18 protein-coding genes are annotated in these 26,257 nt (G+C 63.5%); 16 read left to right on the plus strand and 2 right to left on the minus strand.

All coding sequences use genetic code 11. The features are described 5' to 3' along the window. Window positions 1-5: 5 nt before the first annotated feature. The 3 genes from U873_RS0129240 to U873_RS0129250 are packed head-to-tail and all read left to right on the plus strand — an operon-like array spanning window position 6 to window position 4,660. Entirely contained in the window at window positions 6-419 is a 414-nt protein-coding gene (locus tag U873_RS0129240) for a VOC family protein (RefSeq protein ID WP_025131621.1), read from the plus strand. A 30-nt stretch (window positions 420-449) separates the two neighbouring features. Next, entirely contained in the window at window positions 450-1,601 is a 1,152-nt protein-coding gene (locus U873_RS0129245) for an efflux RND transporter periplasmic adaptor subunit (RefSeq protein WP_025131622.1), read from the plus strand. Then, entirely contained in the window at window positions 1,598-4,660 is a 3,063-nt protein-coding gene (locus tag U873_RS0129250; RefSeq protein ID WP_025131623.1) for a MexW/MexI family multidrug efflux RND transporter permease subunit, read from the plus strand. The genes U873_RS0129245 and U873_RS0129250 overlap by 4 nt, the downstream gene beginning before the upstream one ends. Window positions 4,661-4,720: 60 nt before the next feature. Here the strand turns inward: U873_RS0129250 and U873_RS0129255 are convergent, their stop codons facing one another. Further along, window positions 4,721-6,115 (minus strand): PhoH family protein, encoded by a 1,395-nt coding sequence (locus U873_RS0129255; RefSeq protein WP_025131624.1) that lies wholly within the window; start codon window positions 6,113-6,115, stop codon window positions 4,721-4,723. 345 nt (window positions 6,116-6,460) lie between these two features. Next, complete coding sequence (locus U873_RS0129260; protein WP_025131625.1) at window positions 6,461-7,585, minus strand: polysaccharide deacetylase family protein; 1,125 nt, start codon at window positions 7,583-7,585, stop codon at window positions 6,461-6,463. Between the two features lie 211 nt (window positions 7,586-7,796). Between U873_RS0129260 and yaaA the strand changes: the two genes are divergently transcribed. The 13 genes from yaaA (at window position 7,797) to U873_RS0129325 (ending at window position 26,025) form a co-directional block, all read left to right on the plus strand. Further along, window positions 7,797-8,576: a peroxide stress protein YaaA gene (gene yaaA / locus U873_RS0129265; protein WP_025131626.1), complete on the plus strand. Its 780-nt coding sequence runs from the start codon at window positions 7,797-7,799 to the stop codon at window positions 8,574-8,576. An 812-nt stretch (window positions 8,577-9,388) separates the two neighbouring features. After that, entirely contained in the window at window positions 9,389-10,705 is a 1,317-nt protein-coding gene (locus tag U873_RS0129270; RefSeq protein ID WP_025131627.1) for a nucleotide sugar dehydrogenase, read from the plus strand. Between the two features lie 94 nt (window positions 10,706-10,799). Then, window positions 10,800-12,281 (plus strand): mannuronan synthase, encoded by a 1,482-nt coding sequence (gene alg8 / locus U873_RS0129275; RefSeq protein WP_161755376.1) that lies wholly within the window; start codon window positions 10,800-10,802, stop codon window positions 12,279-12,281. A 35-nt stretch (window positions 12,282-12,316) separates the two neighbouring features. Beyond that, the gene (locus U873_RS0129280; protein WP_025131629.1) at window positions 12,317-13,486 is read left to right on the plus strand and encodes an alginate biosynthesis protein Alg44; all 1,170 of its coding nucleotides are present in this window, start codon (window positions 12,317-12,319) and stop codon (window positions 13,484-13,486) included. 9 nt (window positions 13,487-13,495) lie between these two features. Then, window positions 13,496-15,001, plus strand: a complete 1,506-nt coding sequence (algK, locus tag U873_RS0129285; protein ID WP_025131630.1) for an alginate biosynthesis TPR repeat lipoprotein AlgK — start codon at window positions 13,496-13,498, stop codon at window positions 14,999-15,001. Further along, on the plus strand, window positions 14,998-16,530 hold the full coding sequence (locus tag U873_RS0129290; protein WP_025131631.1) for an alginate export family protein: 1,533 nt from the start codon (window positions 14,998-15,000) through the stop codon (window positions 16,528-16,530). The genes algK and U873_RS0129290 overlap by 4 nt, the downstream gene beginning before the upstream one ends. 26 nt (window positions 16,531-16,556) lie before the next feature. Next, on the plus strand, window positions 16,557-18,146 hold the full coding sequence (gene algG, locus U873_RS0129295; protein WP_025131632.1) for a mannuronan 5-epimerase AlgG: 1,590 nt from the start codon (window positions 16,557-16,559) through the stop codon (window positions 18,144-18,146). An 11-nt stretch (window positions 18,147-18,157) separates the two neighbouring features. Next, a complete protein-coding gene (locus U873_RS0129300) occupies window positions 18,158-19,609 on the plus strand; it encodes an alginate O-acetyltransferase (RefSeq protein ID WP_025131633.1) in 1,452 nt (483 codons plus the stop codon). Window positions 19,610-19,617: 8 nt separating this feature from the next. After that, a complete protein-coding gene (locus tag U873_RS0129305; RefSeq protein ID WP_025131634.1) occupies window positions 19,618-20,733 on the plus strand; it encodes a mannuronate-specific alginate lyase in 1,116 nt (371 codons plus the stop codon). A 204-nt stretch (window positions 20,734-20,937) separates the two neighbouring features. After that, entirely contained in the window at window positions 20,938-22,503 is a 1,566-nt protein-coding gene (locus U873_RS0129310) for an MBOAT family protein (protein WP_025131635.1), read from the plus strand. A gap of 11 nt (window positions 22,504-22,514) precedes the next feature. Further along, window positions 22,515-23,687 (plus strand): alginate O-acetyltransferase, encoded by a 1,173-nt coding sequence (locus tag U873_RS0129315; protein WP_025131636.1) that lies wholly within the window; start codon window positions 22,515-22,517, stop codon window positions 23,685-23,687. Between the two features lie 17 nt (window positions 23,688-23,704). Further along, the gene (locus U873_RS0129320) at window positions 23,705-24,361 is read left to right on the plus strand and encodes an alginate O-acetyltransferase AlgF (protein ID WP_025131637.1); all 657 of its coding nucleotides are present in this window, start codon (window positions 23,705-23,707) and stop codon (window positions 24,359-24,361) included. 212 nt (window positions 24,362-24,573) lie between these two features. Then, entirely contained in the window at window positions 24,574-26,025 is a 1,452-nt protein-coding gene (locus U873_RS0129325) for a mannose-1-phosphate guanylyltransferase/mannose-6-phosphate isomerase (protein ID WP_025131638.1), read from the plus strand. The last annotated feature ends 232 nt before the right edge of the window (window positions 26,026-26,257 follow it).

Raw genomic sequence — 26,257 nt, forward strand, 5'->3', positions numbered from 1 at the left:
AACACATGCTTCAACTCAAACGAATTATTGAAACAGCCCTCTACGTGAACGATCTCGACATTGCGCAGCAATTCTACGCGCAAACCTTCCAACTGGAGGTCATGGTCAAGAGCGATGTTCTGGTGGCGCTCAACATCGGCGACCAGAATACCCTGTTGCTGTTCAAGCGGGGGGCCTCCCTGCAGACCAAATACCTCAGCGGCGGCGAGATCCCGCCCCACGACGCCAGCGGGCGCATCCACGTGTGCTTCGCCATCGACCAGCAAGACATGCCGGCCTGGAAGGAACGCCTGGCCCGCGCCGGCATTCCCCTGGAGGGGCGCACCGAGTGGCCCAAGGGCGGCTCGAGCATCTACTTCCGCGATCCGGACCAGAACCTTGTCGAGCTGCTGACCCCCGGCTGCTGGCCGATCTACTGAAACTGCAATCGACTTCAAGGAGTGAATGTCATGCTGCCCGTCGCTGTAACCAAGCACCCAGCCCTGCGCACGCGGCTGGTACTGATCGGCGCGCCGCTGCTTCTCGGCGGCCTGGCCTGGTGGCTGTGGCACGGAACCCGGCCCGACACCCCAGCCTACAGCCAGGCGCCGATCAAGGTCGCCGTGGCGACCGCCAGCACCCAGCCTTTCACCCGCTACCTGGAAGCGATCGGCGAACTGGAGGCGATCGAGCAAGTCAGCGTGCCGGCGGAAATCGGCGGACGCATCGTCGGCCTGCCGATCCAGTCTGGCCAGCGGGTCGAGCGCGGGCAGGTGCTGGTGCAGCTCAACGATGCCCCGCAGCGAGGCAACCTGTTGCGCCTGCAAGGCGAGATGGAGAACGCCCGGATCAGGCTGGAACGCTCGCGGCGCCTGGTCTCGGTCAACGCCACCTCCAGGGAGGCGTTCGACAATGCCCAGACCGAACTGTCCACCGCCAAGGGGGCCTTGCAGGCACTCCAGGCACAGATCGAACAGCGCACCATCCGTGCGCCCTTCGCCGGCACCCTGGGCATCCGCAAGGTGCACCTGGGCCAGTACGTGAACCCCGGCGACGTGTTGATCAACCTGATTGGCGACAAGGGGCTGTACCTGAACTTCAGCGTGCCGGAGCAGGCGCTGTCCCAGGTCAAGCCGGGAGCGGTACTGGAAGTGTTCCTCGACGCCCTGCCCGGTCAGGCGCTGAGTGCCGTGGTGACGTCCCTCGACCCGTTCCTCGATCGCACCCGTACCCTCAGCGTCCAGGCGCGCCTGCAAGACGCACCGGCCGCCGCCCTGCCCCGGATGTTCGCCCGGGTGCGCCTGGCGCAGCCGATGCCCCGCGAGACCCTGAGCGTGCCGGAAACCGCCGTGACCTATAACGCCTACGGGGAGGAGCTGTTCGTGGTCCAGCCGGGCCAGGATCCCCAGGCCCCGCCGACAGTCCGACGCGTCTCGGTGAAGACCGGCGAGCGACGTGACGGTCGGGTGGTGATCGACAGCGGCCTGGCCGCAGGCGAACAGGTGGTGACGGCCGGGCAGATCAAGCTCAGTGATGGCGCCGCCATCGAGGCGGTGCAGCACAGCGTGCTCGGCGACTCGACCCGCGGTACGGCGGCCATTGCCACGGGAGAACGACCGTGAAGTTCACCGATCTGTTTGTCCGCCGTCCGGTGCTGGCCCTGGTGGTCAGCCTGTCGATCCTGCTGCTGGGCCTCAAGGCCTACAACCACTTGCCAGTGCGCCAGTACCCACTGCTGGAAAGCTCGGTGATCAGCGTCACCACCGACTACCCCGGTGCCCCGGCGGAACTAATGCAGGGCTTTGTCACCCAGCCGATCAACCAGGCCCTGGCCTCCGTGGAAGGCGTGGACTATGTCAGCTCGTCCTCGGTCCAGGGCCGCAGCCTGATCACCCTGCGCATGGCGCTCAACCAGGACGCGTCGAAGACCCTGAGCGAGGTGATCGCCAAGGTCAACCAGGTCAAGTACCGCCTGCCCGAGCAGGCCTACGACCCGGTGATCGAACGCTCGGCGGGCGATGCCACGGCCGTGGCCTACGTCGGCTTTGCCAGCCGCACGCTGTCCGCCTCGGCACTGAGCGACTACCTGAGCCGGGTGGTGCAGCCGCTGTTCTCCAGCATCGAGGGCGTGGCCAAGGTCGAGACCTTCGGCGGCCAGCGCCTGGCCATGCGCCTGTGGCTCGACCCGCAACGCATGGCCGGCCACGGGGTCAGCGCCCTGCAGGTGGAACAGGCGATTCGCGCCAACAACTTCCAGGCCGCTCCCGGCCAGATCAAGGGTCAGTACGTGATCTCGTCGATCCAGGTCAACACCGACCTGGGCAGCCTGGACGAGTTTCGCGACATGGTGATCAGCAACCGTGGCGACCACCTCCTGCGCCTGCGGGACATCGCCCAGGTCGAACTGGGTTCGGCGGCCTATGAAACCAGCGCCTTGATGGACGGCAAGCCGGCGGTGCACCTGGGCCTGTACGCCACTCCCAAGGGCAATCCGCTGTTGATCGTCGCCGACATCAAGCGGCTGCTGCCGGAGATCCAGAAGACCCTGCCACCGGATGTGGAAGTGGCCCTGGCCTTCGAGACCGCGCACTTCATCGAGGCCTCGATCATCGAGGTCATCGAGACCCTGATCGAGGCCATCCTGATCGTGGTGGTGATCATCTACCTGTGCCTGGGCTCGGTGCGCAGCGTGTTGATCCCGGTGGTGAGCATTCCCTTGTCGATGGTCGGCGCCCTGGCCCTGATGGAACTGTTCGGCTTCAGCATCAACCTGCTGACCCTGCTGGCCATGGTGCTGGCCATCGGCCTGGTGGTGGACGACGCCATCGTGGTCATGGAAAACATCCACCGCCACCTCAAGGAAGGGCGCAGCCCACTGCAGGCGGCCCTGGTCGGCGCCCGGGAAATCGCCTCCCCGGTCATCGCCATGACCATCACCCTGGCCGCGGTCTACATGCCCATCGGCCTGATGAGCGGCCTGACCGGCGCCCTGTTCAAGGAGTTCGCCCTGACCCTGGCCGGCGCGGTGCTGATTTCCGGGGTGGTGGCCCTGACCCTGACCCCGGTGATGTGCGCCAAGCTGCTGTCGGCAGACTCCCAGGAAGGCCGCATGAGCCGCTGGGCCGAGCAGTTTTTCCACAACCTGTCGCGGCGCTACCAACGCGGCCTGACCCGCTCCTTGCGCTGGCGCGGCGCGGTGCTGGCGTTTGCCGCCCTGGTGCTGCTGAGCCTGCCATGGCTCTACGGCCACGCCAGCAAGGAACTGGCGCCCAACGAGGACCAGGGCAACCTGCTGCTGGCGATCAAGTCGCCGCAACACGTCAACCTGGATTACGTCGAGCGTTACGCCTACCAGTTGGACGCGATACTTCAAGGCCTGCCGGAAACCGTCAGTACCTGGATCATCAACGGCACCGACGGCGTCGCCGCCAGCTTCGCCGGGGTCAACTTCAGCGAGTGGTCCCAGCGCCAGCGCAGCGCCGCCAGCATCCAGAGCCAGCTGCAGCAGCAGGTCGATGCAGTGGAAGGCAACTCGATCTTCGTCTTTCAGTTGCCGCCCCTGCCCGCCTCCACCGGCGGCCTACCGGTGCAACTGGTGATCCGCAGCACCGAGGACTACCGCTCGCTGTACCAGTCCATGGAAGAGATCAAGAGCAAGGCCCGGGCCAGCGGCCTGTTCGCGGTGGTGGACAGCGACCTGGAGTTCAACAACCAGGTGACCGAGGTGCGCATCGATCGCAGCAAGGCCAACAGCCTGGGCATTCGCATGCAGGACATCGGCACCACCCTGGCGGTGCTGATCGGCGAGAACTACACCAACCGCTTTGCCCTGCAGGGACGCTCCTACGACGTGATCCCCCAGAGCACCGCCTCCCAGCGCCTGACGCCCCAGGCCCTCAACGACTTCTACATCGACACCGACAGCGGCACCCAGGTGCCCCTGTCGACCGTGGTCAGCCTGCACGACAATATCCAGCCCAACAAACTCAAGCAGTTCAACCAGCAGAACGCCGCGACCTTCCAGGGCATTCCCGCCCCGGGGGTCAGCCTCGGTCAGACCGTGGCGTTCCTGCAGGAACAGAGCCGGGCCCTGCCCGCCAGCTTCAGCCATGACTGGCAGGCCGATTCGCGCCAGTTCATCCATGAAGGCAATGCCCTGCTGCTGACGTTCGTGTTCGCCCTCATCGTGATCTACATGGTGCTGGCCGCGCAGTACGAAAGCCTGAGCGATCCGCTGATCATCCTGATCACCGTGCCGCTGTCGATCTGCGGCGCCCTGATCCCCCTGGCGCTGGGCCTGGCGACCATCAACATCTATACCCAGATCGGCCTGGTGACCCTGATCGGCCTGATCAGCAAGCACGGGATCCTGATGGTGGAATTCGCCAACGAACTGCGGGCGGCCCATGGCGGCTCCGCGGCCCAGGCGATCGTCCGCGCCGCGCGGATCCGCCTGCGGCCGATCCTCATGACCACCGCCGCCATGGTGGTGGGGCTGGTACCGCTGCTGTTCTCCTCCGGCGCCGGAGCCAGCAGCCGCTTCGGCCTGGGGCTGGTGATCGTCATCGGCATGCTGGTGGGCACCCTGTTCACCCTGTTCGTCCTGCCGTCGATCTACACCCTGCTGGCCCGCGCCCACCATGCGCAGCCGCAGCAGGAGGCCTTGCAACAGCCGGCCTGAGCCGGAACCTGGAAGCACAACGGGCGGCCCAAGGGCCGCCCGTTGCGTTGCAGTGCCGGGTTACAGGTGGCTTTCGGCGTATTCCGCCAGGATCGAGCGCGGCACCCCTTGCAGGGTGATGTGCACGCCGTTGGGGAAGTCCTTGAAGCGTTCGGTGAGGTAGGTCAGCCCCGAGCTGGTGGCCGACAGGTAGGGAGTATCGATCTGTGCCAGGTTGCCCAGGCACACCACTTTGGAACCGGCGCCGGCACGGGTGATGATGGTCTTCATCTGGTGCGGGGTGAGGTTCTGGCATTCGTCGATCAGGATCAGGCTCTGCTGGAAGCTGCGGCCGCGGATGTAGTTCAGGGATTTGAACTGCAGCGGCACCTTGCTGAGGATGTAGTCGACGCTGCCATGGGTGTTCTCGTCATCCATGTGCAAGGCTTCGAGGTTGTCGGTGATGGCCCCCAGCCAGGGTTCCATTTTCTCCGCCTCGGTGCCCGGCAGGAAGCCGATCTCCTGGTCCAGCCCCTGCACGCTGCGGGTGGCGATGATGCGCCGGTAGCGCTTGCTGACCATGGTCTGTTCGATGGCCGCGGCCAGGGCCAGGATGGTCTTGCCCGAGCCTGCGGCACCGGACAGGTTGACCAGGTGGATATCCGGGTCCAGCAGGGCGAACAGCGCCAGGCCCTGGTAGATGTCACGCGGTTTCAGGCCCCAGGCCTCCTGGTGCAACAGGGGCTCCTGATGCAGGTCGAGTATCAGCAGCACATCCGCGCGGATCTCCTTGATCCAGCCGACGAAGCCCTGTTCGTCGATGATGAATTCATTGATATGCACTGCCGGCAGGTTGTCGATGAGTTGCACCTGGTGCCAGGTACGGCCGTGGTCCTGACGGGTTTCGACCTTGCTCACGCGGTCCCAGAACGAGCCGCTCATGTTGTGGAAACCATTGGGCAGCAGGGACACGTCGTCCACCAGCTGGTCGGTGCTGTAGTCCTCGGCGGCGATCCCGCAGGCCCGCGCCTTGAGGCGCATGTTGATGTCTTTGGTCACCAGCACCACGGGCAGGTCCTTGTTGCGCGCGTGCAGGTCGATCAGCTGATTGATGATGATGTTGTCGTTGAGGTTGTCCGGCAACAGGCTGTTGGGCTCGTTGCGCTTGCTCATGAGGATCGACAGCAAGCCCTTGGGCCCGCTCTTGCCACGCTGGATCGGCACGCCCAGTTCGACATCCTCGGGCGAGGCCTCGCCCAGGGTCTTGTCGATCAGGCGGATGGCCTGCCGGCATTCGGCAGCGACGCTGTGATGGCCGCTCTTGAGCTTGTCCAGTTCTTCAAGCACGGTCATCGGGATGGCGACGTGGTGTTCTTCGAAGTTCAGCAGGGCATTGGGATCGTGAATCAATACGTTGGTATCGAGTACATAAAGGATTGGCTGATTGGAAGAAGGGCTACGTCCGTGGTCATCCATACTCGGTCACCTTATGTGGGAGCCAGTCGACGCAATACCATGGGGTATCGCGCCTCGAAAGGCCACCGAACTCACCCGCGGGGTTCAGGTGACCTGCACACACAAGGAGTCTTGGGAGACGCCACCTGTGTTGCAGGTTTCGGCGGTCTGAGTTCGTAATACTCCAAAAACCGTGACAGGAAAAAGCACTTTGACGCTTTTTTGAAATTTATTTTTCAGAGTGACGAAATGCCCTTGGCGAGCTGCCATCACCCCGTTAAAGTCGGAAGTCCGCCTGCCTCGAAATCCCGCCGAAATCCGCCCCTTCTCCCCACCATCCTCCCTGTTTTCGGACGGTTTACCGTTTCAGCGAAAAGCGTCCTGGCATTCCTCCCAACCGATTCCGCTTTGCGCCGTCTGTGCCAGTAGCCAGGGCAAGGTGCTCTTGACCCCATCCTGCTTGGCATTGAAGGCAATCACCCCGCGCCGCCAGAGCAGCATCAAGGTCAACACCCGCTGCCCGCTGTCCTCGGCCTTGAGCTTGCCGGGGCCGTCCTGGGCGTCGATGTCCCACAAGGCCACCTGCATGCCCTGGGCATTGAAGAAGTCCTGGGCGTCGGCCCGGCGCTGGCCAAAGGGCGGGCGGAACAAGGGCACATAGTTTTCCGGCAACTTGCTCTTCACCAGCTCGGCGCTGCGCTGGATCGAGTACTGCCAGTCCTGCCAGTGGCTGTGGGAGCGGAACTCCCAGCCTTGCACGCCCACGCATTGCCGGGAGTACAAGGCTTGCAGGCTGGCCACCGAAGCCTTGTCGAGGCGGTTCTGGATGTCGTTGCCCAGGACAAAGAACGTAGCGCTGAGATTGGCCTTGCGCAGGTAGCTGGTCAGCCAGGGGGTGTTGTCCGGCGCGAGGTTGGCGGCGCTGTCGAAGGTCAGCAGAAACAGCCGGTCGTTGAGCTCGTCGCCATTGCGTTCGTAGTCGCCGTAGCGCAGCACCTCGCTGCTGGTCTGGGGCGCGAGTGCGGCCTTGCGCAGCAGCTCGTCCAGGTACTGCTCATGGAAAGTCCGGCTCGGCTCGCCCCAGCGGGCGTAGTAGGAATCCTCCGCCAGGTGGAACTTGCCGGCCTGCTTGCGCAGTTGCTGCATGTTTTCCACCAGGTAGCAGAACGAGGCGTCCTGGTCGCAGCTCTGCTGGGCGAAGTTGTAGTTGTCCAGCAGGCGCTTCCAGAGCTGTACGCGCAGCTCGTTGATCGCCTCCATGTTGATCATGCGCAAGCCCAGGCGCTGCTTCAGGGAAGCCTCGTCCCAGGCTTCGCTGACCAGCAAGGCACGGGCAAAGGTGAGGATCTCGGCCCGCGAGGCAACGTCGAACAGGGTCGGATTGTCGAGCTTTTCCGGCCAGGTGCTGCGATCCAGGGTCGCCACGTCATTGGGCGCCGCCAGTACGCCGAAACTCAAAAGCCAGGCCGAGAACAAAAACGCGATACGCAAAAGGGATGCCTCCAGAACAAAACCCGCGCGGCACTATAGCCGATCTGTGCCAGGAATCAGGGCCCCTTCGCCGGCAAGCCGGCTCCTAGAGGGTCGTGTAGGAGCCGGCTTGCCGGCGAACCGCGATCAGCGGTCATGACTATCGCCATCATAGGTGGAGTCCGAACGCCCCAACCCCTAGAATCCCCCGACGCTTAAAGGAGACGACCCCATGCTGATGGTGATTTCACCCGCCAAGACCCTCGACTACGAAACACCGCCGGTCACCCAACGCTTCACCCAGCCGCAATACCTCGACCACTCCCAGGAACTGATCCAGCAGCTGCGGGAACTGACCCCGGCGCAGATCAGCGAACTGATGCACGTATCCGACAAGATCGGCGGGCTCAACGCCGCGCGTTTCGGCAGCTGGACCCCGGCCTTCACCCCGGCCAATGCCAAGCAGGCGCTGCTGGCGTTCAAGGGCGACGTCTACACCGGGCTCAACGCCGAATCCCTCAGCGAAGCGGACTTCGACTACGCCCAGCAGCACCTGCGCATGCTCTCCGGCCTGTACGGCCTGCTGCGCCCCCTGGACCTGATGCAGCCCTATCGCCTGGAAATGGGCACCAAGCTGGCCAACGCCCGGGGCAAGGACCTGTACGCCTTCTGGGGCACCCGCATCAGCGAGTGGCTGAACGAGGCCCTGGCCGAGCAAGGCGACGACCTGCTGCTGAACCTGGCCTCCAACGAGTACTTCTCGGCGGTCAAGCGCACGGCCCTCAACGCGCGGATCATCAACACCGAGTTCAAGGACCTGAAGAACGGCCAGTACAAGATCATCAGCTTCTATGCCAAGAAGGCCCGGGGCCTGATGAGCCGCTTCGTGATCCAGGAACGCATCAACGACCCCGCCCAGCTCAAGCAATTCGACGTCCAGGGCTACCGCTTCAGCGCGGAGCAGTCCAAAGCCGACAACCTGGTATTCCTGCGCGACCACGCACCGGAATAAAGCGTTCCCCTGCCGCGCTCGTTTCCCTATAACGAGCGCGCCAGAATGTGATCACCCGCACATTCCCCGCCTTTAATAAGCCAATTTTCTGGCGCCATAGAACTTTCATCTATTTCTATAACTTTTCTTTCACTCGACAGCCGTGATTTTTTTCAGTAGTGGCACCACTTTTTTTATCCGGTAGTGGCATAAAAATATCCCCGCGCTTCAACTCCCCATGACTAAAGGCTCAAACCGTTAGTGCTATCAATTTGAGAGCAGTGCCATCTTTCTCAATATTTCAAGAAATTTCGAAAAACAGGATGAGCGGGCAGGAACTATGCCCTCAGACACTGCTCATACCACCGGTAACGATTCTCAACGAGTTTGTAGGAGATGACTTACACGGACTCATTAGAAACTAACCAAGTTGCAACATTGGTTTGACCAATCAGTCACAAACTTGAACTAAAGGCTAAAAAACGGAGATAAGGCACTTCAACTATCCCCTAACGAGCCAAGGAACAGCTGGCCTTCAAGGACCAGGGAAATCAACTGGAAAGCCCGCACCACGTGGCATCCAGCCATCCACCGGAACGCGGATGGTTTTTCTCCAGGGACCTGCAGCAGGAGCGTCGGCAACATTCAAGGGCAAGTCAAAACAACAAGGATCGGTTGCGCACAACTTGAGTGCATTTATTTAGTCACTCGGAACTTAGTCTGCCTGCACACGGCACTACAGCGTACTTCGCTGTACTTCCGAGTGCGCAACAACAGCTGGCAAACATTAACTCCGGCCATCTAATGGCGTGAATAACACAGAGGTAAATGCGATGCGCATCAGCATATTTGGTTTGGGTTACGTCGGTGCAGTCTGTGCCGGTTGCCTGTCTGCACGGGGCCATGAAGTGGTTGGCGTAGATATCTCCAAAGACAAGATCGACCTGATCAACGCCGGTAAATCACCGATCGTAGAACCGGGTCTGGGTGAACTTCTGGAACAAGGCATCCGGACCGCTCGTCTGCGCGGTACCACCAACTTCGCCGAAGCCATCCGCGATACCGACCTGTCGATGATCTGCGTCGGCACCCCGAGCAAGAAGAACGGCGACCTGGAACTGGACTACATCGAATCGGTGTGCCGCGAGATCGGTTTCGTCCTGCGTGACAAAGCCACCCGCCACACCATCGTGGTGCGCAGCACGGTGCTGCCGGGCACGGTGAAGAACGTGGTGATCCCGATTCTCGAAGACTGCTCGGGCAAGAAGGCCGGGGTGGATTTCGGCGTCGCGGTGAACCCCGAGTTCCTGCGTGAAAGCACCGCGATCAAGGACTACGACTTCCCGCCCATGACCGTGATCGGCCAGTTCGACCAGGCTTCCGGCGACGTGCTGCAAGCGCTGTACGAAGAGCTCGATGCGCCGATCATCCGCAAGGACATCGAAGTGGCCGAGATGATCAAGTACACCTGCAACGTCTGGCACGCGACCAAGGTCACCTTCGCCAACGAGATCGGCAACATCGCCAAGGCGGTGGGTGTGGACGGCCGTGAAGTGATGGACGTGGTCTGCCAGGACAAGACCCTCAACCTGTCCCAGTACTACATGCGCCCCGGCTTCGCCTTCGGCGGCTCCTGCCTGCCCAAGGACGTGCGCGCCCTGACCTACCGCGCCGGCGCCCTGGATGTGCAAGCGCCACTGCTCAACTCGCTGATGCGCAGCAACGAATCCCAGGTGCAGAACGCCTTCGACATCGTCTCCAGCCACGACAAGCGCAAGGTCGCCCTGCTGGGCCTGAGCTTCAAGGCCGGCACCGACGACCTGCGCGAGAGCCCGCTGGTGGAACTGGCGGAAATGCTCATCGGCAAGGGCTTCGACCTGAGCATCTACGACAGCAACGTCGAGTACGCCCGAGTCCACGGTGCCAACAAGGACTACATCGAGTCGAAGATCCCCCACGTTTCGTCCCTGCTCAACTCGGACTTCGACGCGGTGATCGGCAACTCCGACGTGATCATCCTCGGCAACCGTGACGAGAAGTTCCGCGCCCTGGCCGAAGACGTGCCCCACGGCAAGCAGGTCATCGATCTGGTGGGCTTCATGTCCAAGGCCACCTGCAGCAAAGGCCGTACCGAAGGCATCTGCTGGTAAAGCAGCGGCAAGCTTCAAGCTTCAAGCCGTAAGCAAGAGCTCCACGCTTGGAGCTTGCGGCTTGGAGCTTGCAACTGATTTTAGGATGCAGATTATGCACAGGCTAAAGCACGGCCTGCTTCAGGCCGCCGGTTGGCTGTTCTACTTGAGTTTGCTGATGGGCATGGCCTTGTTGCTGCCCGCCTCGACCTTCGACTCACAGTCCAAGGACTTCATTTTCCTGATTGGCGCCGTGGGCATCTGGCGCTACTCGATGGGTGCCACGCACTTTGTCCGCGGCATGCTGTTTCTCTACGTGGTCTACCCGCACCTGCGGCGCAAGGTGCGCAAGCTCGGCAGCGCGGCGGACCCGTCCCATGTGTACCTGATGGTCACCAGCTTCCGGATCGACGCGCTGACCACCGCCCAGGTCTACGGCTCGGTGATCCGTGAAGCCATCGACTGCGGCTTCCCCACCACCGTGGTCTGCTCGATCGTGGAGATGTCCGACGAGCTGCTGGTGAAAAGCCTCTGGGCGCGGATGAACCCGCCGGAGCGGGTCAAGCTGGACTTCGTGCGCATCCCCGGCACCGGCAAGCGCGACGGCCTGGCCTTCGGTTTTCGCGCCATCTCCCGCCACCTGCCGGACAGCCGCGCCGTGGTGGCGGTGATCGACGGCGACACCGTGCTCGGCGAAGGCGTGGTGCGCAAGACCGTGCCCTGGTTCCAGCTGTTCGGCAATGTCGGCGGCCTGACCACCAACGAGTTCTGCGAAGTGCGCGGCGGCTACATCATGAGCGAATGGCACAAGCTGCGCTTCGCCCAGCGCCACATCAACATGTGCTCCATGGCCCTGTCCAAGCGCGTGCTGACCATGACCGGGCGCATGTCGGTATTCCGCGCCACCGTGGTCACCGACCCGGACTTCATCGCCGACGTCGAAAGCGACTCCCTGCAGCACTGGCGCCTGGGCCGCTTCAAGTTCCTCACCGGCGACGACAAGTCCAGCTGGTTCAGCCTGATGCGCCTGGGCTACGACACCTTCTACGTGCCTGACGCGGCGATCAACACCGTGGAGCACCCGCCGGAGAAGAGCTTCATCAAGGCCAGCCGCAAGCTGATGTTCCGCTGGTACGGCAACAACCTGCGGCAGAACGCCCGGGCCCTGGGCCTGGGCATCAAACGCCTGGGGCTGTTCACCAGCGTGGTGCTGTTCGACCAGCGCGTGTCGATGTGGACCTCGCTGCTGGGCCTGACCGTGGCCCTCATCGCCAGCTTCAAGTACGGCACCGCCTTCATCCTTGCCTACCTGCTGTGGATCGGCATTACCCGGCTGATCCTGACCCTGCTGCTGTCCTGCTCGGGGCACCGCATCGGCCCGGCCTACCCCTTGATTCTCTATTACAACCAGATCGTCGGCGCGCTGGTGAAGATCTACGTGTTCTTCCGCCTCGACCAGCAATCCTGGACCCGCCAGGACACCAAACTGACCCGTGATCTCGCCAGCTTTCAACGTTGGTTCAACACCTGGTCGTCTCGAACCATGACCTTCTCCGCCGGCAGCGTGTTCGTCGCCGTGCTGCTGCTGATGGTCTGACCCGACTTGCCTGAATTAACTAGGAAATCGACTCTATGAACACCGCCGTGAACGTCAACGTAGTGCATGAATCCGAAGCCCAACGCCAGCACGCCCGGGTCAAGATCCCGGCCAAGCTGCGCTTCTTCGGGACCGAGGCCAAGCCTCTTGAAGTGCGGGTCCACGACCTCTCCGCCGGCGGCCTGAGCTTCAACGCCGGGCAGCAGATGCTGACCGTGGGCGCCGTGCACAAGGGCCGCCTGCAATTTGTCATCGACAACCTCGGCCTGGCCATGGACGTCGAGCTGCAGATCCGCTCCTTCGACCGCCAGAGCGGCCGCGTCGGTTGCCAGTTCCAGAACCTCGAACCCCAGGACATCTCCACCCTGCGCCACCTGATCACCTCGCACCTGGCCGGCGACATCGTCAGCATGGGCGACGTGCTCGCCACCCTGCAGCGCGACAACTTCACCAAGGCGCGCAAGACCAAGGACAGCGGCAGCGGCATGACCGCGATGGGCCGTCTGCGGGCCGTGACCTTCAGCGCCGGGATCTTCATCGTCGGCCTCGCCGCCTTCGGCTTCGTGCTCAAGTCGGTGTACGGCATGTACTTCGTCAGCCACGCCCAGGCCGGGCTGGTCAACGTCCCGGGGATGAACGTCACCATGCCCCGCGACGGTACCGTGCAGAGCCTGGTGCAGACCGATGGCAGCGTGGCCAAGGGCGCGCCCCTGGCCAGCTTCAGCACCAGCATGCTGGACGTGCTCAAGGGCCACCTGGACGAAAACCAGCTGCAGCCGGCCAAGGTCGAGGAACTGTTCGGCAAGCAGATGACCGGCACCCTGACCTCCCCCTGCGACTGCACCGTGGCCCAGCAACTGGTGGCCGACGGGCAGTACGCCAGCAAGGGCGACGTGATCTTCCAACTGGTGCCGCGCAACAGCCAGGCCAACGTCGAGGCGCGGTTCTCCTACCGCCAGTTCGGCGACGTGCGCCCGGGCACCAAGGTCAACTTCCAGATCGCCGGCGAGGATCAAGTGCGCAGCGGCACCATCGTCAGCAGCGCCAGCCTCAACAGTAATGACCTGTCCTCCGACATCCGTGTGCAGATCAAGCCCGACGCGCCCCTGAGCAGCGCCTTCGCCGGCCGCCCGGTGGAAGTCAGCAGCGACCGCGGCCCTTCGATGAACTGGCTGATCGACAAAGCCATGGCCGCCGGTCTCTGAGCGGAGGACATGCCTGTGACTAGCCTTTTGATTGGCGAGTGCCGCGCACTCGAACGCGAGCAAGCTCGCTCCTACCCAAGCAACGCCGCCCCCCGTAGGAGCGAGCTTGCTCGCGAAAGCGCCCCAGGCCGTCGCCATCTGGCCCTGTGCTCCCTGGCGCTGGCCGTGAGCCTGGCCGGTTGCGCCGGCCTGCCGGACCAGCGCCTGGCCAACGAAGCCCTGAAGCGCGGCGACACCGCCCTGGCCCAGCAGAACTACCGCCAGCTGGCAGACCTGGGCTACAGCGAAGCGCAAGTGGGCCTGGCCGACATCCAGGTGGAAAGCCGCGACCCGGCGCAGATCAAGCAGGCCGAGGCCACCTACCGCGCCGCGGCCGACACCTCACCCCGTGCCCAGGCGCGCCTGGGTCGGCTGCTGGTGGCCAAGCCCGGCTCCACCGAAGCCGAGCAGCACGAAGCCGAGGGCCTGCTGAAAAAAGCCTTTGCCAATGGCGAAGGCAACACCCTGATCCCCCTGGCGATGCTGTACCTGCAATACCCCCACAGCTTCCCCAACGTCGACGCCCAGCGGCAGATCAGCCAATGGCGCGCCGCCGGCTACCCGGAAGCCGGTCTGGCCCAGGTCCTGCTGTACCGCACCCAGGGCACCTACGACCAGCACCTGGACCAGGTGGAAAGCATCTGCAAGGCCGCCCTCAACAGCACCGACATCTGCTACGTCGAACTGGCCACCGTCTACCAGAAACGCGGCCAACCGGAGCAGCAGGCCGAGTTGATCAAGCAGTTGCAGGCCGGCTATAGCCGCGGCGCCATCAGCGCCCAGCGGGTCGACAGCGTGGCCCGGGTGCTGGGGGATGCCAGCCTCGGCAAGCCCGACGAAAAAACCGCCCAGGCCCTGCTGGAACAGGTCGCCCCCGGCTACCCGGCGTCCTGGGTCAGCCTGGCGCAACTGCTCTACGACTTCCCCGAGCTGGGTGACGTCGACAAGATGATGGAGTACCTGGAGAACGGCCGTGCCGCCGACCAGCCCCGGGCCGAGCTGCTGCTGGGCAAGCTGTACTACGAAGGCAAGTGGGTCCCGGCCGACGCCAAGGTCGCCGAAGCACACTTCCAGAAAGCCGTGGGCAAGGAAGTGGCCGCCGATTACTACCTGGGGCAGATCTACCGCCGTGGCTACCTGGGCCAGGTCTATCCGCAAAAAGCCCTGGACCACCTGCTGACCGCCGCCCGCAACGGCCAGAACAGCGCCGACTTCGCCATTGCCCAGCTGTTTTCCCAGGGCCGCGGCACCGCGCCCAACCCGGTCAACGCCTACGTCTTCAGCCAGCTGGCCAAGACCCAGGACACGCCCCAGGCCAACGAACTGGCCCAGCAGCTGGATCAACAACTGCCCCCCGGCCAGCGCGCCGAAGCCCAGCGCCTGCTGCAACAGGAGCAGGCGGTACGTGGCGCCCTGACCCAGAACACGCTGCAACTGCACGCCCTGCAGGAAGAAGACGGCGAGGAATCCCTATGAAGCTCACCCCATTCAACACCGCCCCTGTAGCCGCTGCCGCAGGCAAGCGCTTCAGCCTGTCGAAACTGGGCATGGCCCTGGGTGTTGCCATGATCTGGTCCAACCCGACCCTGGCCGCCCTCACCGACACCAAGAACTTCGGCCTGGAAGTGAAGATCACCGGCCAGTCCGAGGACGATCGCGACCTCGGCACCCAAGGCGGTGGCGACGTCAACGGCATCGGCCTCGACCTGCGGCCCTGGGTCTACGGCGAAAGCGGCAACTGGAGCGCCTACGCCATGGGCCAGGCGGTGACCTCCACTGACGTGATCGAAACCGACACCCTGCAACAGTCCAGCGATGACGCCAGCCAGCAATCCAGCAACGACGACCGCAAGACCAAGAAGAACTACCTGGCCATGCGCGAATTCTGGGTCGGCTACAGCGGCTTCACCGCCTACCCCGGCGAGCAGTTGAAGTTCGGTCGCCAGCGCCTGCGCAACGATGACGGGCAATGGCGCGACACCAATATCGAAGCCCTCAACTGGACCTTCGACACCACCCTGCTGCGGGCCAACCTGGGGGCCGCCGAGCGCTTCAGCGAATACCGCACCGACCTCAAGGAACTGGCGCCCAAGGACAAGGATCGCCTGCACCTGTACGCCGACGCCGCCTACCAGTGGACGCCCGGCCAGTGGGTGGGCATCCGCGCCCACCACAGCCACGACGACGGCAAGCTCGACTATGCCGAGCCCGGGGTGGCCAGCGACCCGCTGGACAAGAAACAGAACGGCGACCTGACCTGGCTCGGCCTGGAAGCCAACAGCGACGCCTATAACTGGCGCAACACCAATACCGTCAACTACTGGGCCAGCCTCACCGGCATGCGCGGCGACCGCGACACGGTCAACCCGCTGAACGCCGACGGCAGCCGCCCGACCCAAGCCAAGCGCGGTGACAACCTCGACGGCTGGGCCACCGACCTGGGGGTGCGCCTGCGCCTGGACCCGAACTGGCAAGTGGGCGCGGCCTATGCCCGGGCCAGCGCCGAGTACGAACAGAACGGCCTGCAAAGCAACCGTTCCAACTACACCGGCACCCGCTCCCGGGTGCACCGCTTCGGCGAAGCCTTCCGGGGCGAAATGAACAACACCCAGACCGCCACCCTGTTCGGCTCCTGGCAACTGCGCGAGGACTACGACGCCAGCCTGGTCTACCACAAGTTCTGGCGCGTGGACGGCAACAAGCCGGTAGGCAGCAACGGCATCAACGCTGTGGACAACAACTACGACGACACCACCGGCGCCCTGCTCAGCAGCACCTCGCTGCCACTCATGGACGGCAAGAAAGACCTCGGCCAGGAGATGGACCTGGTGGTCACCAAGTACTTCAAGCAAGGCCTGTTGCCGGCGGCCCTGAGCCAGTCGATCGATGAACCTTCGGCCCTGGTGCGTTTTCGTGGTGGCGTGTTCAAGCCCGGCGATGCCTACGGCAAAGAGGTCGACTCCTACATGCACCGCGCCTTTATCGACGTGATCTGGCGCTTCTGATGCAAGCCGCCAAAGGAGTGCCCGACATGAATGGCTACCCCCACAACAGCCAGCGCTACAAAGGCTCCCTGAGCCTGCTGGCCGGCGCCCTGCTGCTGGCCGGCAGCAGCGCCTTCGCCAGCGTTGAAGCGGCCAAGGCGCCAATCGTCGCCAAGGAGCTGCAACAGGCCAAGACCTACACCGTCAGCAGTGCCCCCACCGAGCCCCTGGCCCTGGCCAAGCCGACCCTGCCCGACCTCTCCGGCTACACCGCCGAAGCGGCCGCGGCGAAGATCGTGCGCAGCAAGCCGGGCAAGATCAGCGTGCGCCGGATGATGCAGGAAGACGCCCTGAAAGACTTTATCGGCGGCGACAACAAGATGGCCGAATGGGTGGTGCGCCAGCACGGCATTCCCCAGGCGATCTTCATCGACGACGGCTACGTCAACCTCAAGCAGCTGGTGGGCAAGCTGCCCAAGCAGTACATCAGCGAAACCGCGCCCGGGGTCTACCTGGCGCGCGTGCCCATCGTCGTCGGCCGCCACGGCATCCTGGAAATCGACCAGCAGACCCAGGAGCTGCGCCTGTCCCAGGAAGGCGGCTCGTTCCTGGTCAACGACGGCCAGCTGTTCGTGCGTGACAGCAAAGTCACCGGCTGGCGCGAGAAGGACAACGGCCCGGCGACCTTCCGCTCGCCCAAGGAATTCCGCCCGTTCCTGCTGGCCTGGGGCGGCACCGAGACCTACATCGTCAACAGCACCATGGCCAGCTTCGGCTACGCCAACTCCAAGTCCTACGGGGTGAGTATTTCCCAGTACACGCCGAACATGGCCAAGGTCCTCAAGCGCCCCGAGCCCACCGGCTGGATCATCGGCTCGACCTTCTCGGACATGTGGTACGGCTTCTACTGCTACGAGACCCGGGACTTCGTGCTCAAGGGCAACACCTACAAGGACAACATCGTCTACGGCATCGACCCCCACGACCGTTCCCACGGCCTGATCATTGCCGACAACAGCGTCCACGGCACCAAGAAGAAGCACGGCATCATCATTTCCCGGGAGGTGAACGACAGCTTCATCTTCAACAACCGCAGCTACGACAACCACCTCTCCGGGCTGGTGATCGACCGCAACAGCATCAACAACCTGATCGCCTACAACGAGATCTACCGCAACCACACCGACGGCATCACCCTCTATGAGAGTGCCGACAACCTGATCTACGGCAACAAGGTGATCAGCAACCGCCGCCACGGCATCCGCATTCGCAACAGCGTGAACATTCGCCTGTACGAAAACATCGCCATGGCCAACGGCCTGACCGGGGTCTACGGCCACATCAAGGACCTGTCCGACACCGACCGCGACATCAAGCTCGACCCGTTCGACGCCCAGGTGTCGCTGATCGTGGTCGGCGGCGAGCTGGCGGCCAACGGCAGCGGGCCGATGTCCATCGACTCGCCCCTGAGCGTGGAGCTGTATCGGGTCTCCCTGCTGGCGCCGACCAAAAGCAGCGGCATCAGCTTCTCCGGAGTCCTGGGCGAGCGCCAGGATGAAATTCTCGACCTGCTGGTGCGCCAGCAGAAAGCGGTGTTGATCGACCCCGTCGAACGCCAGACCGAAATGCGCGATTGAGGATGACTGTCATGCACCCACACTGGATCAAACTCCTGGGCCTGTCGGCCCTGACCGCGGGGATTCTCGCCGCCAGCGCCGGCGCCCGTGCCGATGAGGTAAGCGCCGCGCCAAATTTCAAGGCCGAGCCGTGCTGCAACCTGTGCCCGGCCGCCCACGACGCGAAGAATTACGTCACCCGCTACCAGCAGAACTTCACCACCCTGGTGCAAGCCCAGGGCGACTGGCTGTTCCGTACCCAGGAAGATTTGCGCACCGAGTTCAACACCACGCCGGAAGGCTACCGCCGCCTCAAGCAGCTGCACCAAGCCTTCAAGAGCAAGGGCGTGGAACTGGTGCTGGTCTATCAGCCGACCCGCGGCCTGGTGAACCGCAACAAGCTCAACCCGGCACAAAAAGCCCGCTTCGACTACGACAAGGCCCTGAGCAACTACAAGGCCATGCTTGGGCGCTTCGCGCAGATGGGCTACGTGGTGCCGGACCTCTCGCCGCTGACCAACGAACAGCTGCCCGAGACCCTGCCGGCCCACGACTTCTACTTCCGCGGCGACCAGCACTGGACGCCTTATGGCGCCCAGCGCACAGCGCAGATCGTCGCCGACAAGGTCAAGCAACTGCCGGCCTTCACCGACGTTCCACGGCGTGAATTCGAGACCCGCAAATCCGGGCGCATGGGCAAGACCGGCACCCTGCACAACATGGCCGGCCAGCTGTGCGGCACCAGCTACGCCATCCAGTACATGGACCAGTTCACCACCGAGCCCAAGGGCGAGGCCGGCGACGGCGACCTGTTCGGTGATTCCGGCAACCCGCAGATCACCCTGGTGGGCACCAGCCACAGTGGCAAGAACTACAACTTCGCCGGCTTCCTTGAAGAAGCCATCGGTGCCGACATTCTCAACGTCGCCTTCCCCGGCGGCGGCCTGGAAGGCTCGATGCTGCAGTACCTGGGCAGCGATGAATTCCAGAAGACCCCACCGAAGATCCTGATCTGGGAATTTTCGCCGCTGTACCGCCTGGACCAGGAAACCATCTACCGGCAGATGATGGCCCTGCTGGACAACGGCTGCGAGGGCAAGGATGCGCAGATGACCGGCAGCACCACCCTCAAGCCCGGCAAGAATGAACTGCTGGTCAACAGCAAGAACCTGGACCTGCGCAACAGCGGCCATCAGGTCGACATCCGCTTCGCCGACCCTTCGGTGAAAACCCTGCAAGCCACCCTCTGGTACATGAACGGGCGCCACGAGGACATCAAGATCGAAAAGCCGGAAACGTCCGACACCGACGGGCGCTTCGCCTTCGAACTGCGCACCGACGAAGACTGGGCCACGCAGAACCTGCTGGCGGTCGAAGTCCAGGGCCCGGAAGCGGGCACGGCGGGGCAGAAGGTCGAAGCGAAAATTTGCAAACGCAACGTATTCCCGAGCGCCGAGCAACGCACCGCGCAGATCGGGCAATGAGGTTTCCCATGCAAAGCACAGACTTGAAACGCTTGTTGATCCCCAGCCTGCTGGGGCTGGCCATCGTCACCGGCAGCGCCCAGGCCGCTGCGCCGCTGCGCCCGCCCCAGGGCTATTTCGCCCCGGTGGACAAGTTCAAGAGCGGCGACCACAGCGAGGGCTGCGACGCCATGCCGGCGCCCTACACCGGCGCCCTGCAGTTTCGCAGCAAGTACGAAGGCTCGGACAAGGCCCGGGCCACCCTCAACGTGCAGTCCGAACAGGCCTTTCGCGACACCACCGCGGACATCACCAAGATCGAACGCGGCACCAGCAAGCGGGTCATGCAGTTCATGCGCGACGGTCGCCCGGAGCAGTTGGACTGTACCCTCGCCTGGCTCAGCGCCTGGGCCCAAGCCGATGCGCTGATGTCCAGGGACTTCAACCACACCGGCAAGTCCATGCGCAAATGGGCCCTGGGCAGCATGGCCTCGGCCTACCTGCGGCTGAAGTTCTCCGATTCCCACCCCCTGGCCACCCACCAGGAACAGGCGCAGAAGATCGAAGCCTGGTTCAGCAAGATGGCCGACCAGGTGGTCAGCGACTGGGACAACCTGCCCCTGGACAAGACCAACAACCACTCCTACTGGGCCGCCTGGTCGGTAATGGCTACCGCCGTGGCCACCAACCGCCGCGACCTGTTCGACTGGGCGGTGAAGGAATACAAGGTCGGCGCCAACCAGATCGACGCCGACGGTTTCTTGCCCAACGAACTCAAGCGCCAGCAACGGGCCCTGGCCTACCACAACTACGCCCTGCCGCCGCTGGCGATGATCGCCAGCTTCGCCCAGGTCAACGGTGTGGACCTGCGCCAGGAAAACCACGGCGCCCTCAAGCGCCTGGGCGAACGGGTGCTGGCCGGGGTCAAGGACCCGGACACCTTCGAGCAGAAGAACGGCAAGCAACAGGACATGACCGACCTCAAGGTCGATTCGAAATTCGCCTGGCTGGAACCCTACTGCAGCCTCTACACCTGCGCCCCGGATGTGCTGGAGCGCAAGCACAAGATGCAGCCGTTCAAGACCTTCCGCCTGGGGGGCGACCTGACCAAGGTCTACGACCCGGCCCACGAAAAAGGTTCCTGAGCACCACCCGCAAACGACCCACCGTAGGAGCTGGCTTGCCAGCGAAGAGGCCCTCAAGGACTCCGTCACATCCAAGGACGCCTTCGCCGGCAAGCCGGCTCCTACACAGGGCGCGCTACACGCAGTACCGCTTCCCCGGTTTTTCACGGGGGGGTTTGGGGGGGCTCCGGCCTCTGACTATTGGTTAAACATGGAGAGATCGGGATGGTTTTCTCATCCAATGTGTTCCTGTTCCTGTTCCTGCCGATCTTTCTCGGCTTGTACTACTTGAGCGGGCAACGCTATCGCAATCTGCTGCTGCTGATCGCCAGCTACGTGTTCTATGCCTGGTGGCGCGTGGACTTCCTGGCGCTGTTCGCCGGGGTCACCCTGTGGAACTACTGGATCGGCCTGAAAGTCGGCGCCGCCGGGGTCAGGAGCAAACCCGCCCAGCGCTGGCTGCTGCTGGGGGTGGCGGTGGACCTGTGCATCCTCGGCTACTTCAAGTACGCCAACTTCGGCGTCGACAGCATCAACGCCATCATGACTTCCATGGGGCTTGAGCCGTTCATCCTGACCCACGTGCTGTTGCCGATCGGCATCTCGTTCTACATCTTCGAGTCCATCAGCTACATCATCGACGTCTACCGCGGCGACACCCCGGCCACCCGCAACCTGATCGACTTCGCGGCGTTCGTGGCGATCTTCCCGCACCTGATCGCCGGCCCCGTGCTGCGCTTTCGCGACCTGGCGGACCAGTTCAACAATCGCACCCACACCCTGGACAAGTTCTCCGAAGGCTGCACCCGCTTCATGCAGGGCTTTATCAAGAAAGTGTTCATCGCCGACACCCTGGCGGTGGTCGCCGACCATTGCTTCGCCCTGCAAAACCCCACCACCGGGGACGCCTGGCTCGGCGCCCTGGCCTACACCGCGCAGCTGTACTTCGACTTCTCCGGCTACAGCGACATGGCCATCGGCCTGGGCTTGATGATGGGTTTTCGCTTCATGGAAAACTTCAAGCAGCCCTACATCAGCCAGTCGATCACCGAGTTCTGGCGGCGCTGGCACATCAGCCTCTCCACCTGGCTGCGGGACTACCTGTACATCACCCTGGGGGGCAACCGCAAAGGCACCCTGATCACCTACCGCAACCTGTTCTTGACCATGCTCCTGGGCGGCCTGTGGCACGGCGCCAACTTCACCTACATCGTCTGGGGCGCCTGGCACGGCATGTGGCTGGCCATCGAAAAGGCCCTGGGCATCAACACCACGCCGCGCAGCCTGAACCCGGTGCGCTGGGCCCTGACCTTCCTGCTGGTGGTGATGGGCTGGGTGATCTTCCGCGCCGAGAACCTGCACGTGGCAGGCCGCATGTATGGCGCCATGTTCAGCTTCGGCGACTGGTCGCTGTCGGAACTCAACCGCGCCAGCCTCACCGGCCTGCAAGTGGCGACCCTGGTCCTGGCCTACGCCACCCTGGCGTTCTTCGGCCTGCGTGACCTGTACCGCAACCCGGCGCCGGTCAAGGCCAAGCCTGAAGTCGACAGCCCAGCCGACGGCCCGGCCAGCGCCCAGCCCGGCCTGATCAAGGCGGTGCCCGGGGACAACCCCGGCAGCATCCACCAACCGGGCTACATCGTCGGCCGCGAGGCCCAGGTGCCGCCGGCCTACTGGACTGCCGACTGGTCGCGCTACGCCATGCGCGCCCTGGTGCTGCTGCTGTTCATTGCCTCGATTCTCAAACTCTCGGCGCAAAGCTTCTCGCCGTTCCTTTACTTCCAGTTCTGAGGGATCTGCCCATGACCCGCTCATTACGTGTGTTCTACATCGCGCTGTTCCTGGTGACCCTGATGGTCCTCGGGCTGTGGTCGGCGCGCAGCTTCTTCGGCTTCAGCACCAACAATGACGCCACCGTGCTCAACGGGCGCTGGGCCAAGGCGGTGGAAACCCACTACGACGACCAGTTCCCGATCAAGCGCCTGGGCACCAACCTCTGGGCCGCCCTGGACTTCAAGCTGTTCAACGAAGGCCGCCCGGGGGTGGTGCTGGGCCGCGACCAGTGGCTGTACAGCGATGAAGAGTTCAACCCGGTGGTCAACGAGGAACTCAACCTGCAGGGCAACTACGCCCTGGTGGAAGGCGTGCGCCAGACCTTGAAAGAGCACGGGGTGAAACTGGTGATGGCCATCGTTCCGGCCAAGGTGCGCCTGTACCCGGAACACATGGACGAGGTGCGCCCGGCGCGCATTCACGCCAACCTCTACCAGGACTTCCACGCCCGGGTCGCCGCCGACAAGATCCTCGCCCCCGATCTGCTGGGGCCCCTGCAACAGGCCAAGCAGCAGGGCCAGCAAGTGTTCCTGCGCACCGACACCCACTGGACCCCGGCGGGCGCCGAAGTCGTCGCCCGGCAACTGGCCCAGACCATCGCCGCCAAGACCCCGCTCAGCGGCCAGCCGCAACGCTTCGTCACCGAAACCCAGGAGACCGTGGAGCACCAGGGCGACCTGCGGCGCTTCCTGCCCCTGGACCCGCTGTTCGAGAACCTGATGCCCGCCGAAGAGCCCCTGCAAAAACGCGTGACCCGGGCCAGCGACGAACAGCCGGCCGCCGACGACGCACTGTTCGCCGACCACGAAGTACCGGTGACCCTGGTGGGCACCAGCTACAGCGCCAACCCCAGCTGGAACTTCGTCGGTGCCCTGAAACAGGCCCTGCACAGCGACGTGCTGAGCTACGCCGAAGACGGCCACGGGCCGATCCTGCCGATGCTCAGCTACCTGAAAAGCGACGACTTCAAGAACAACCCGCCCCAGGTGCTGATCTGGGAATTCCCTGAACGCTATCTGCCTGTGAACAACGAAATCGGCGACGCCGACCCGCAGTGGGTCGCAGAGCTCAAGCAAGCCGGTGCTCGCCAACAGACCGTTGCACTCAACAAATCCGAGACGCCCGACCGGGCACAAAACTGAAAAGAGAGGTGACACCCATGACTTTCACTATCACTCCACGTCGTCTCGCCAAGGCAATCACCCTGGCTGCCGGCATGAGCGTCCTGTCCCTGCCCGCCTTCGCCGGTGGCGATGCCGCGCTGTACGGCCCCACCGCGCCCAAGGGCTCGACCTTCGTGCGCCTGTACAACGCCAGCAACAGCGAAGTCAGCGCCACGGTGGGCAGCACCAACGTCAACGACGTCGCGCCCCTGGCCAGCAGCGACTTCAGCTTCATGCCCGGCGGCGACTACACCGCCAAGGTGGGCAGCCAGAGCGTGCCGGTGAAACTCGCGGCCGACCACTATTACACCCTGGTCAACAACGCCAGCGGCCAGCCACAGCTGATCGAAGAGCCGCCGTTCAAGAACAAGCAGAAGTCCCTGGTACGGGTGCAGAACCTCAGCGACCAGGCCCTGACCCTGAAGACCGCCGACGGCAAGACCGACGTGGTCAAGGCCGTGGCGGCCAAGGGCCGCGGCGAGCGCGAAATCAACCCGGTGAAGGTCAGCTTCGCCCTGTATGACGGCGAGAAAAAGGTCAGCGACCTCAAGCCCGTGGCCCTGGAACGCGGCGAAGCGGCGGTGCTCTACGTCACCGGCAACGGCAGCAGCCTGTCGCCGGTGTGGGTCAAGCGCCCCGTCTCCACCCGCTAACGAATTTCCGGATGCGCGCCGCACCCGCCTCTCGTAGGAGCTGGCTTGCCAGCGAAGGCGTCCTCAAGCCCGACACAAGGCTCAAAGGCCCCTTCGCCGGCAAGCCGGCTCCTACAGGGGGCAGGCAACGCATCCGGGCACGCAACAAAAACAAGAGTGAAACGACAGAACGCAGTAGCTCTAACCCATACGATGTTTGAAGGAGTAACAACATGATTCCGGTGATCTTGTCAGGTGGTAGCGGCTCACGTCTTTGGCCGCTTTCGCGCAAGCAATTCCCCAAGCAGTTCCTCGCCCTGACCGGCGAACATACGCTGTTCCAGCAGACCCTGGAGCGCCTGGTGTTCGAAGGCATGGACACCCCCATCGTGGTCTGCAACAAGGACCACCGCTTTATCGTCAACGAGCAGTTGGCCAACCGCAACCTCGAATCCCAGCGCATCCTCATGGAACCTTTCGGCCGCAACACCGCGCCCGCCGTGGCCCTGACCGCGATGATGCTGGTCAACGAAGGCCGCGACGAACTGATGCTAGTGCTGCCCGCCGACCACGTCCTCGACGACCAGAAAGCCCTGCAACGGGCCCTGGCCCTGGCCACCGTGGCCGCCGAGCGCGGCGAAATGGTGCTGTTCGGCGTACCGGCGACCAAAGCGGAAACCGGCTACGGCTACATCAAGTCCAGCCACGACGCCCTGCTCCCGGAGGGGGTCAGCCGGGTCTCGCACTTCGTTGAAAAGCCCGACGAAAAACGCGCCACCGAGTTCGTCCAGGCCGGCGGCTACTTCTGGAACAGCGGCATGTTCCTGTTCCGCGCCAGCCGCTTCCTCGAAGAGCTGAAGAAACACGATCCGGACATCTACGACACCTGCCTCTTGACCCTGGAACGCAGCCAGCAGGACCCGGACACCGTGGACGTCGACGCCGCCACCTTCGCCTGCTGCCCGGACAACTCCATCGACTACGCGGTGATGGAAAAGACCCAACGCGCCTGCGTAGTCCCGCTGACCGCCGGCTGGAGCGACGTGGGCTGCTGGTCGTCGCTGTGGGACGTGCATGAAAAAGACGCCAACGGCAACGTCAGCAAAGGCGACGTGGTGATCCAGGACAGCAAGAACTGCATGATCCATGGCAACGGCAAACTGGTGTCGGTGATCGGCCTGGAGAACATCGTCGTCGTCGAAACCAAGGACGCCATGATGATTGCCCACAAGGACAAGGTCCAAGGGGTCAAACAGATGGTCAACACCCTCAACGAACAGGGCCGCAGCGAGACCCAGAACCACTGCGAGGTCTACCGACCGTGGGGTTCCTACGACTCGGTGGACATGGGCGGACGCTTCCAGGTCAAGCACATCTCGGTCAAGCCGGGGGCCTGCCTGTCCCTGCAGATGCACCACCACCGCGCCGAACACTGGATCGTGGTCAGCGGCACCGCCGAAGTCACCTGTGACGAGAACGTGTTCCTGCTCACCGAGAACCAGTCCACCTACATCCCGATTGCCTCGGTGCACCGCCTGCGCAACCCCGGGAAGATCCCGCTGGAGATCATCGAAGTGCAATCGGGCAGCTACCTGGGCGAAGACGACATCGAGCGGTTTGAGGATATCTACGGGCGCTCTACTCCGGTGGAGCGTGGCGTTTCGGTGAAGACCATAGCTCAGTAACAGCGGCAAGTTTCAAGCAAGAGCAGCCGTAAGCTTCAAGCGGCAAGCTGCAAGTAAAAGCAGGGAGTCGTGCTAGCAAGACCTTTGTGCTCCCCCCTTTCCAGGTGCCTGCGTCCCCTATCCGCAGGCGCTTGGACAGGGGGATTTTTTTTCAGAAGCAGGGGCAAGTGGCAAGCTTCAAGCGGCAAGCCAGATCAACAGCCATCTGTGGATACAAAAGGTCGTTCGAGGC

Source organism: Pseudomonas sp. PH1b (assembly GCF_000633395.1).
GTDB lineage: Bacteria > Pseudomonadota > Gammaproteobacteria > Pseudomonadales > Pseudomonadaceae > Aquipseudomonas.

Bases quoted from the DNA above. Each gene is read 5' to 3' on its own strand.
- U873_RS0129240 (WP_025131621.1), top strand. From the start codon at position 6: ATGCTTCAACTCAAACGAATTATTGAAACAGCCCTCTACGTGAACGAT.
- U873_RS0129245 (WP_025131622.1), top strand. From the start codon at position 450: ATGCTGCCCGTCGCTGTAACCAAGCACCCAGCCCTGCGCACGCGGCTG.
- U873_RS0129255 (WP_025131624.1), bottom strand. From the start codon at position 6,115: ATGGATGACCACGGACGTAGCCCTTCTTCCAATCAGCCAATCCTTTAT.
- yaaA (WP_025131626.1), top strand. From the start codon at position 7,797: ATGCTGATGGTGATTTCACCCGCCAAGACCCTCGACTACGAAACACCG.
- U873_RS0129270 (WP_025131627.1), top strand. From the start codon at position 9,389: ATGCGCATCAGCATATTTGGTTTGGGTTACGTCGGTGCAGTCTGTGCC.
- alg8 (WP_161755376.1), top strand. From the start codon at position 10,800: ATGCACAGGCTAAAGCACGGCCTGCTTCAGGCCGCCGGTTGGCTGTTC.
- U873_RS0129280 (WP_025131629.1), top strand. From the start codon at position 12,317: ATGAACACCGCCGTGAACGTCAACGTAGTGCATGAATCCGAAGCCCAA.
- algK (WP_025131630.1), top strand. From the start codon at position 13,496: ATGCCTGTGACTAGCCTTTTGATTGGCGAGTGCCGCGCACTCGAACGC.
- U873_RS0129290 (WP_025131631.1), top strand. From the start codon at position 14,998: ATGAAGCTCACCCCATTCAACACCGCCCCTGTAGCCGCTGCCGCAGGC.
- algG (WP_025131632.1), top strand. From the start codon at position 16,557: ATGAATGGCTACCCCCACAACAGCCAGCGCTACAAAGGCTCCCTGAGC.
- U873_RS0129300 (WP_025131633.1), top strand. From the start codon at position 18,158: ATGCACCCACACTGGATCAAACTCCTGGGCCTGTCGGCCCTGACCGCG.
- U873_RS0129305 (WP_025131634.1), top strand. From the start codon at position 19,618: ATGCAAAGCACAGACTTGAAACGCTTGTTGATCCCCAGCCTGCTGGGG.
- U873_RS0129310 (WP_025131635.1), top strand. From the start codon at position 20,938: ATGGTTTTCTCATCCAATGTGTTCCTGTTCCTGTTCCTGCCGATCTTT.
- U873_RS0129315 (WP_025131636.1), top strand. From the start codon at position 22,515: ATGACCCGCTCATTACGTGTGTTCTACATCGCGCTGTTCCTGGTGACC.
- U873_RS0129320 (WP_025131637.1), top strand. From the start codon at position 23,705: ATGACTTTCACTATCACTCCACGTCGTCTCGCCAAGGCAATCACCCTG.
- U873_RS0129325 (WP_025131638.1), top strand. From the start codon at position 24,574: ATGATTCCGGTGATCTTGTCAGGTGGTAGCGGCTCACGTCTTTGGCCG.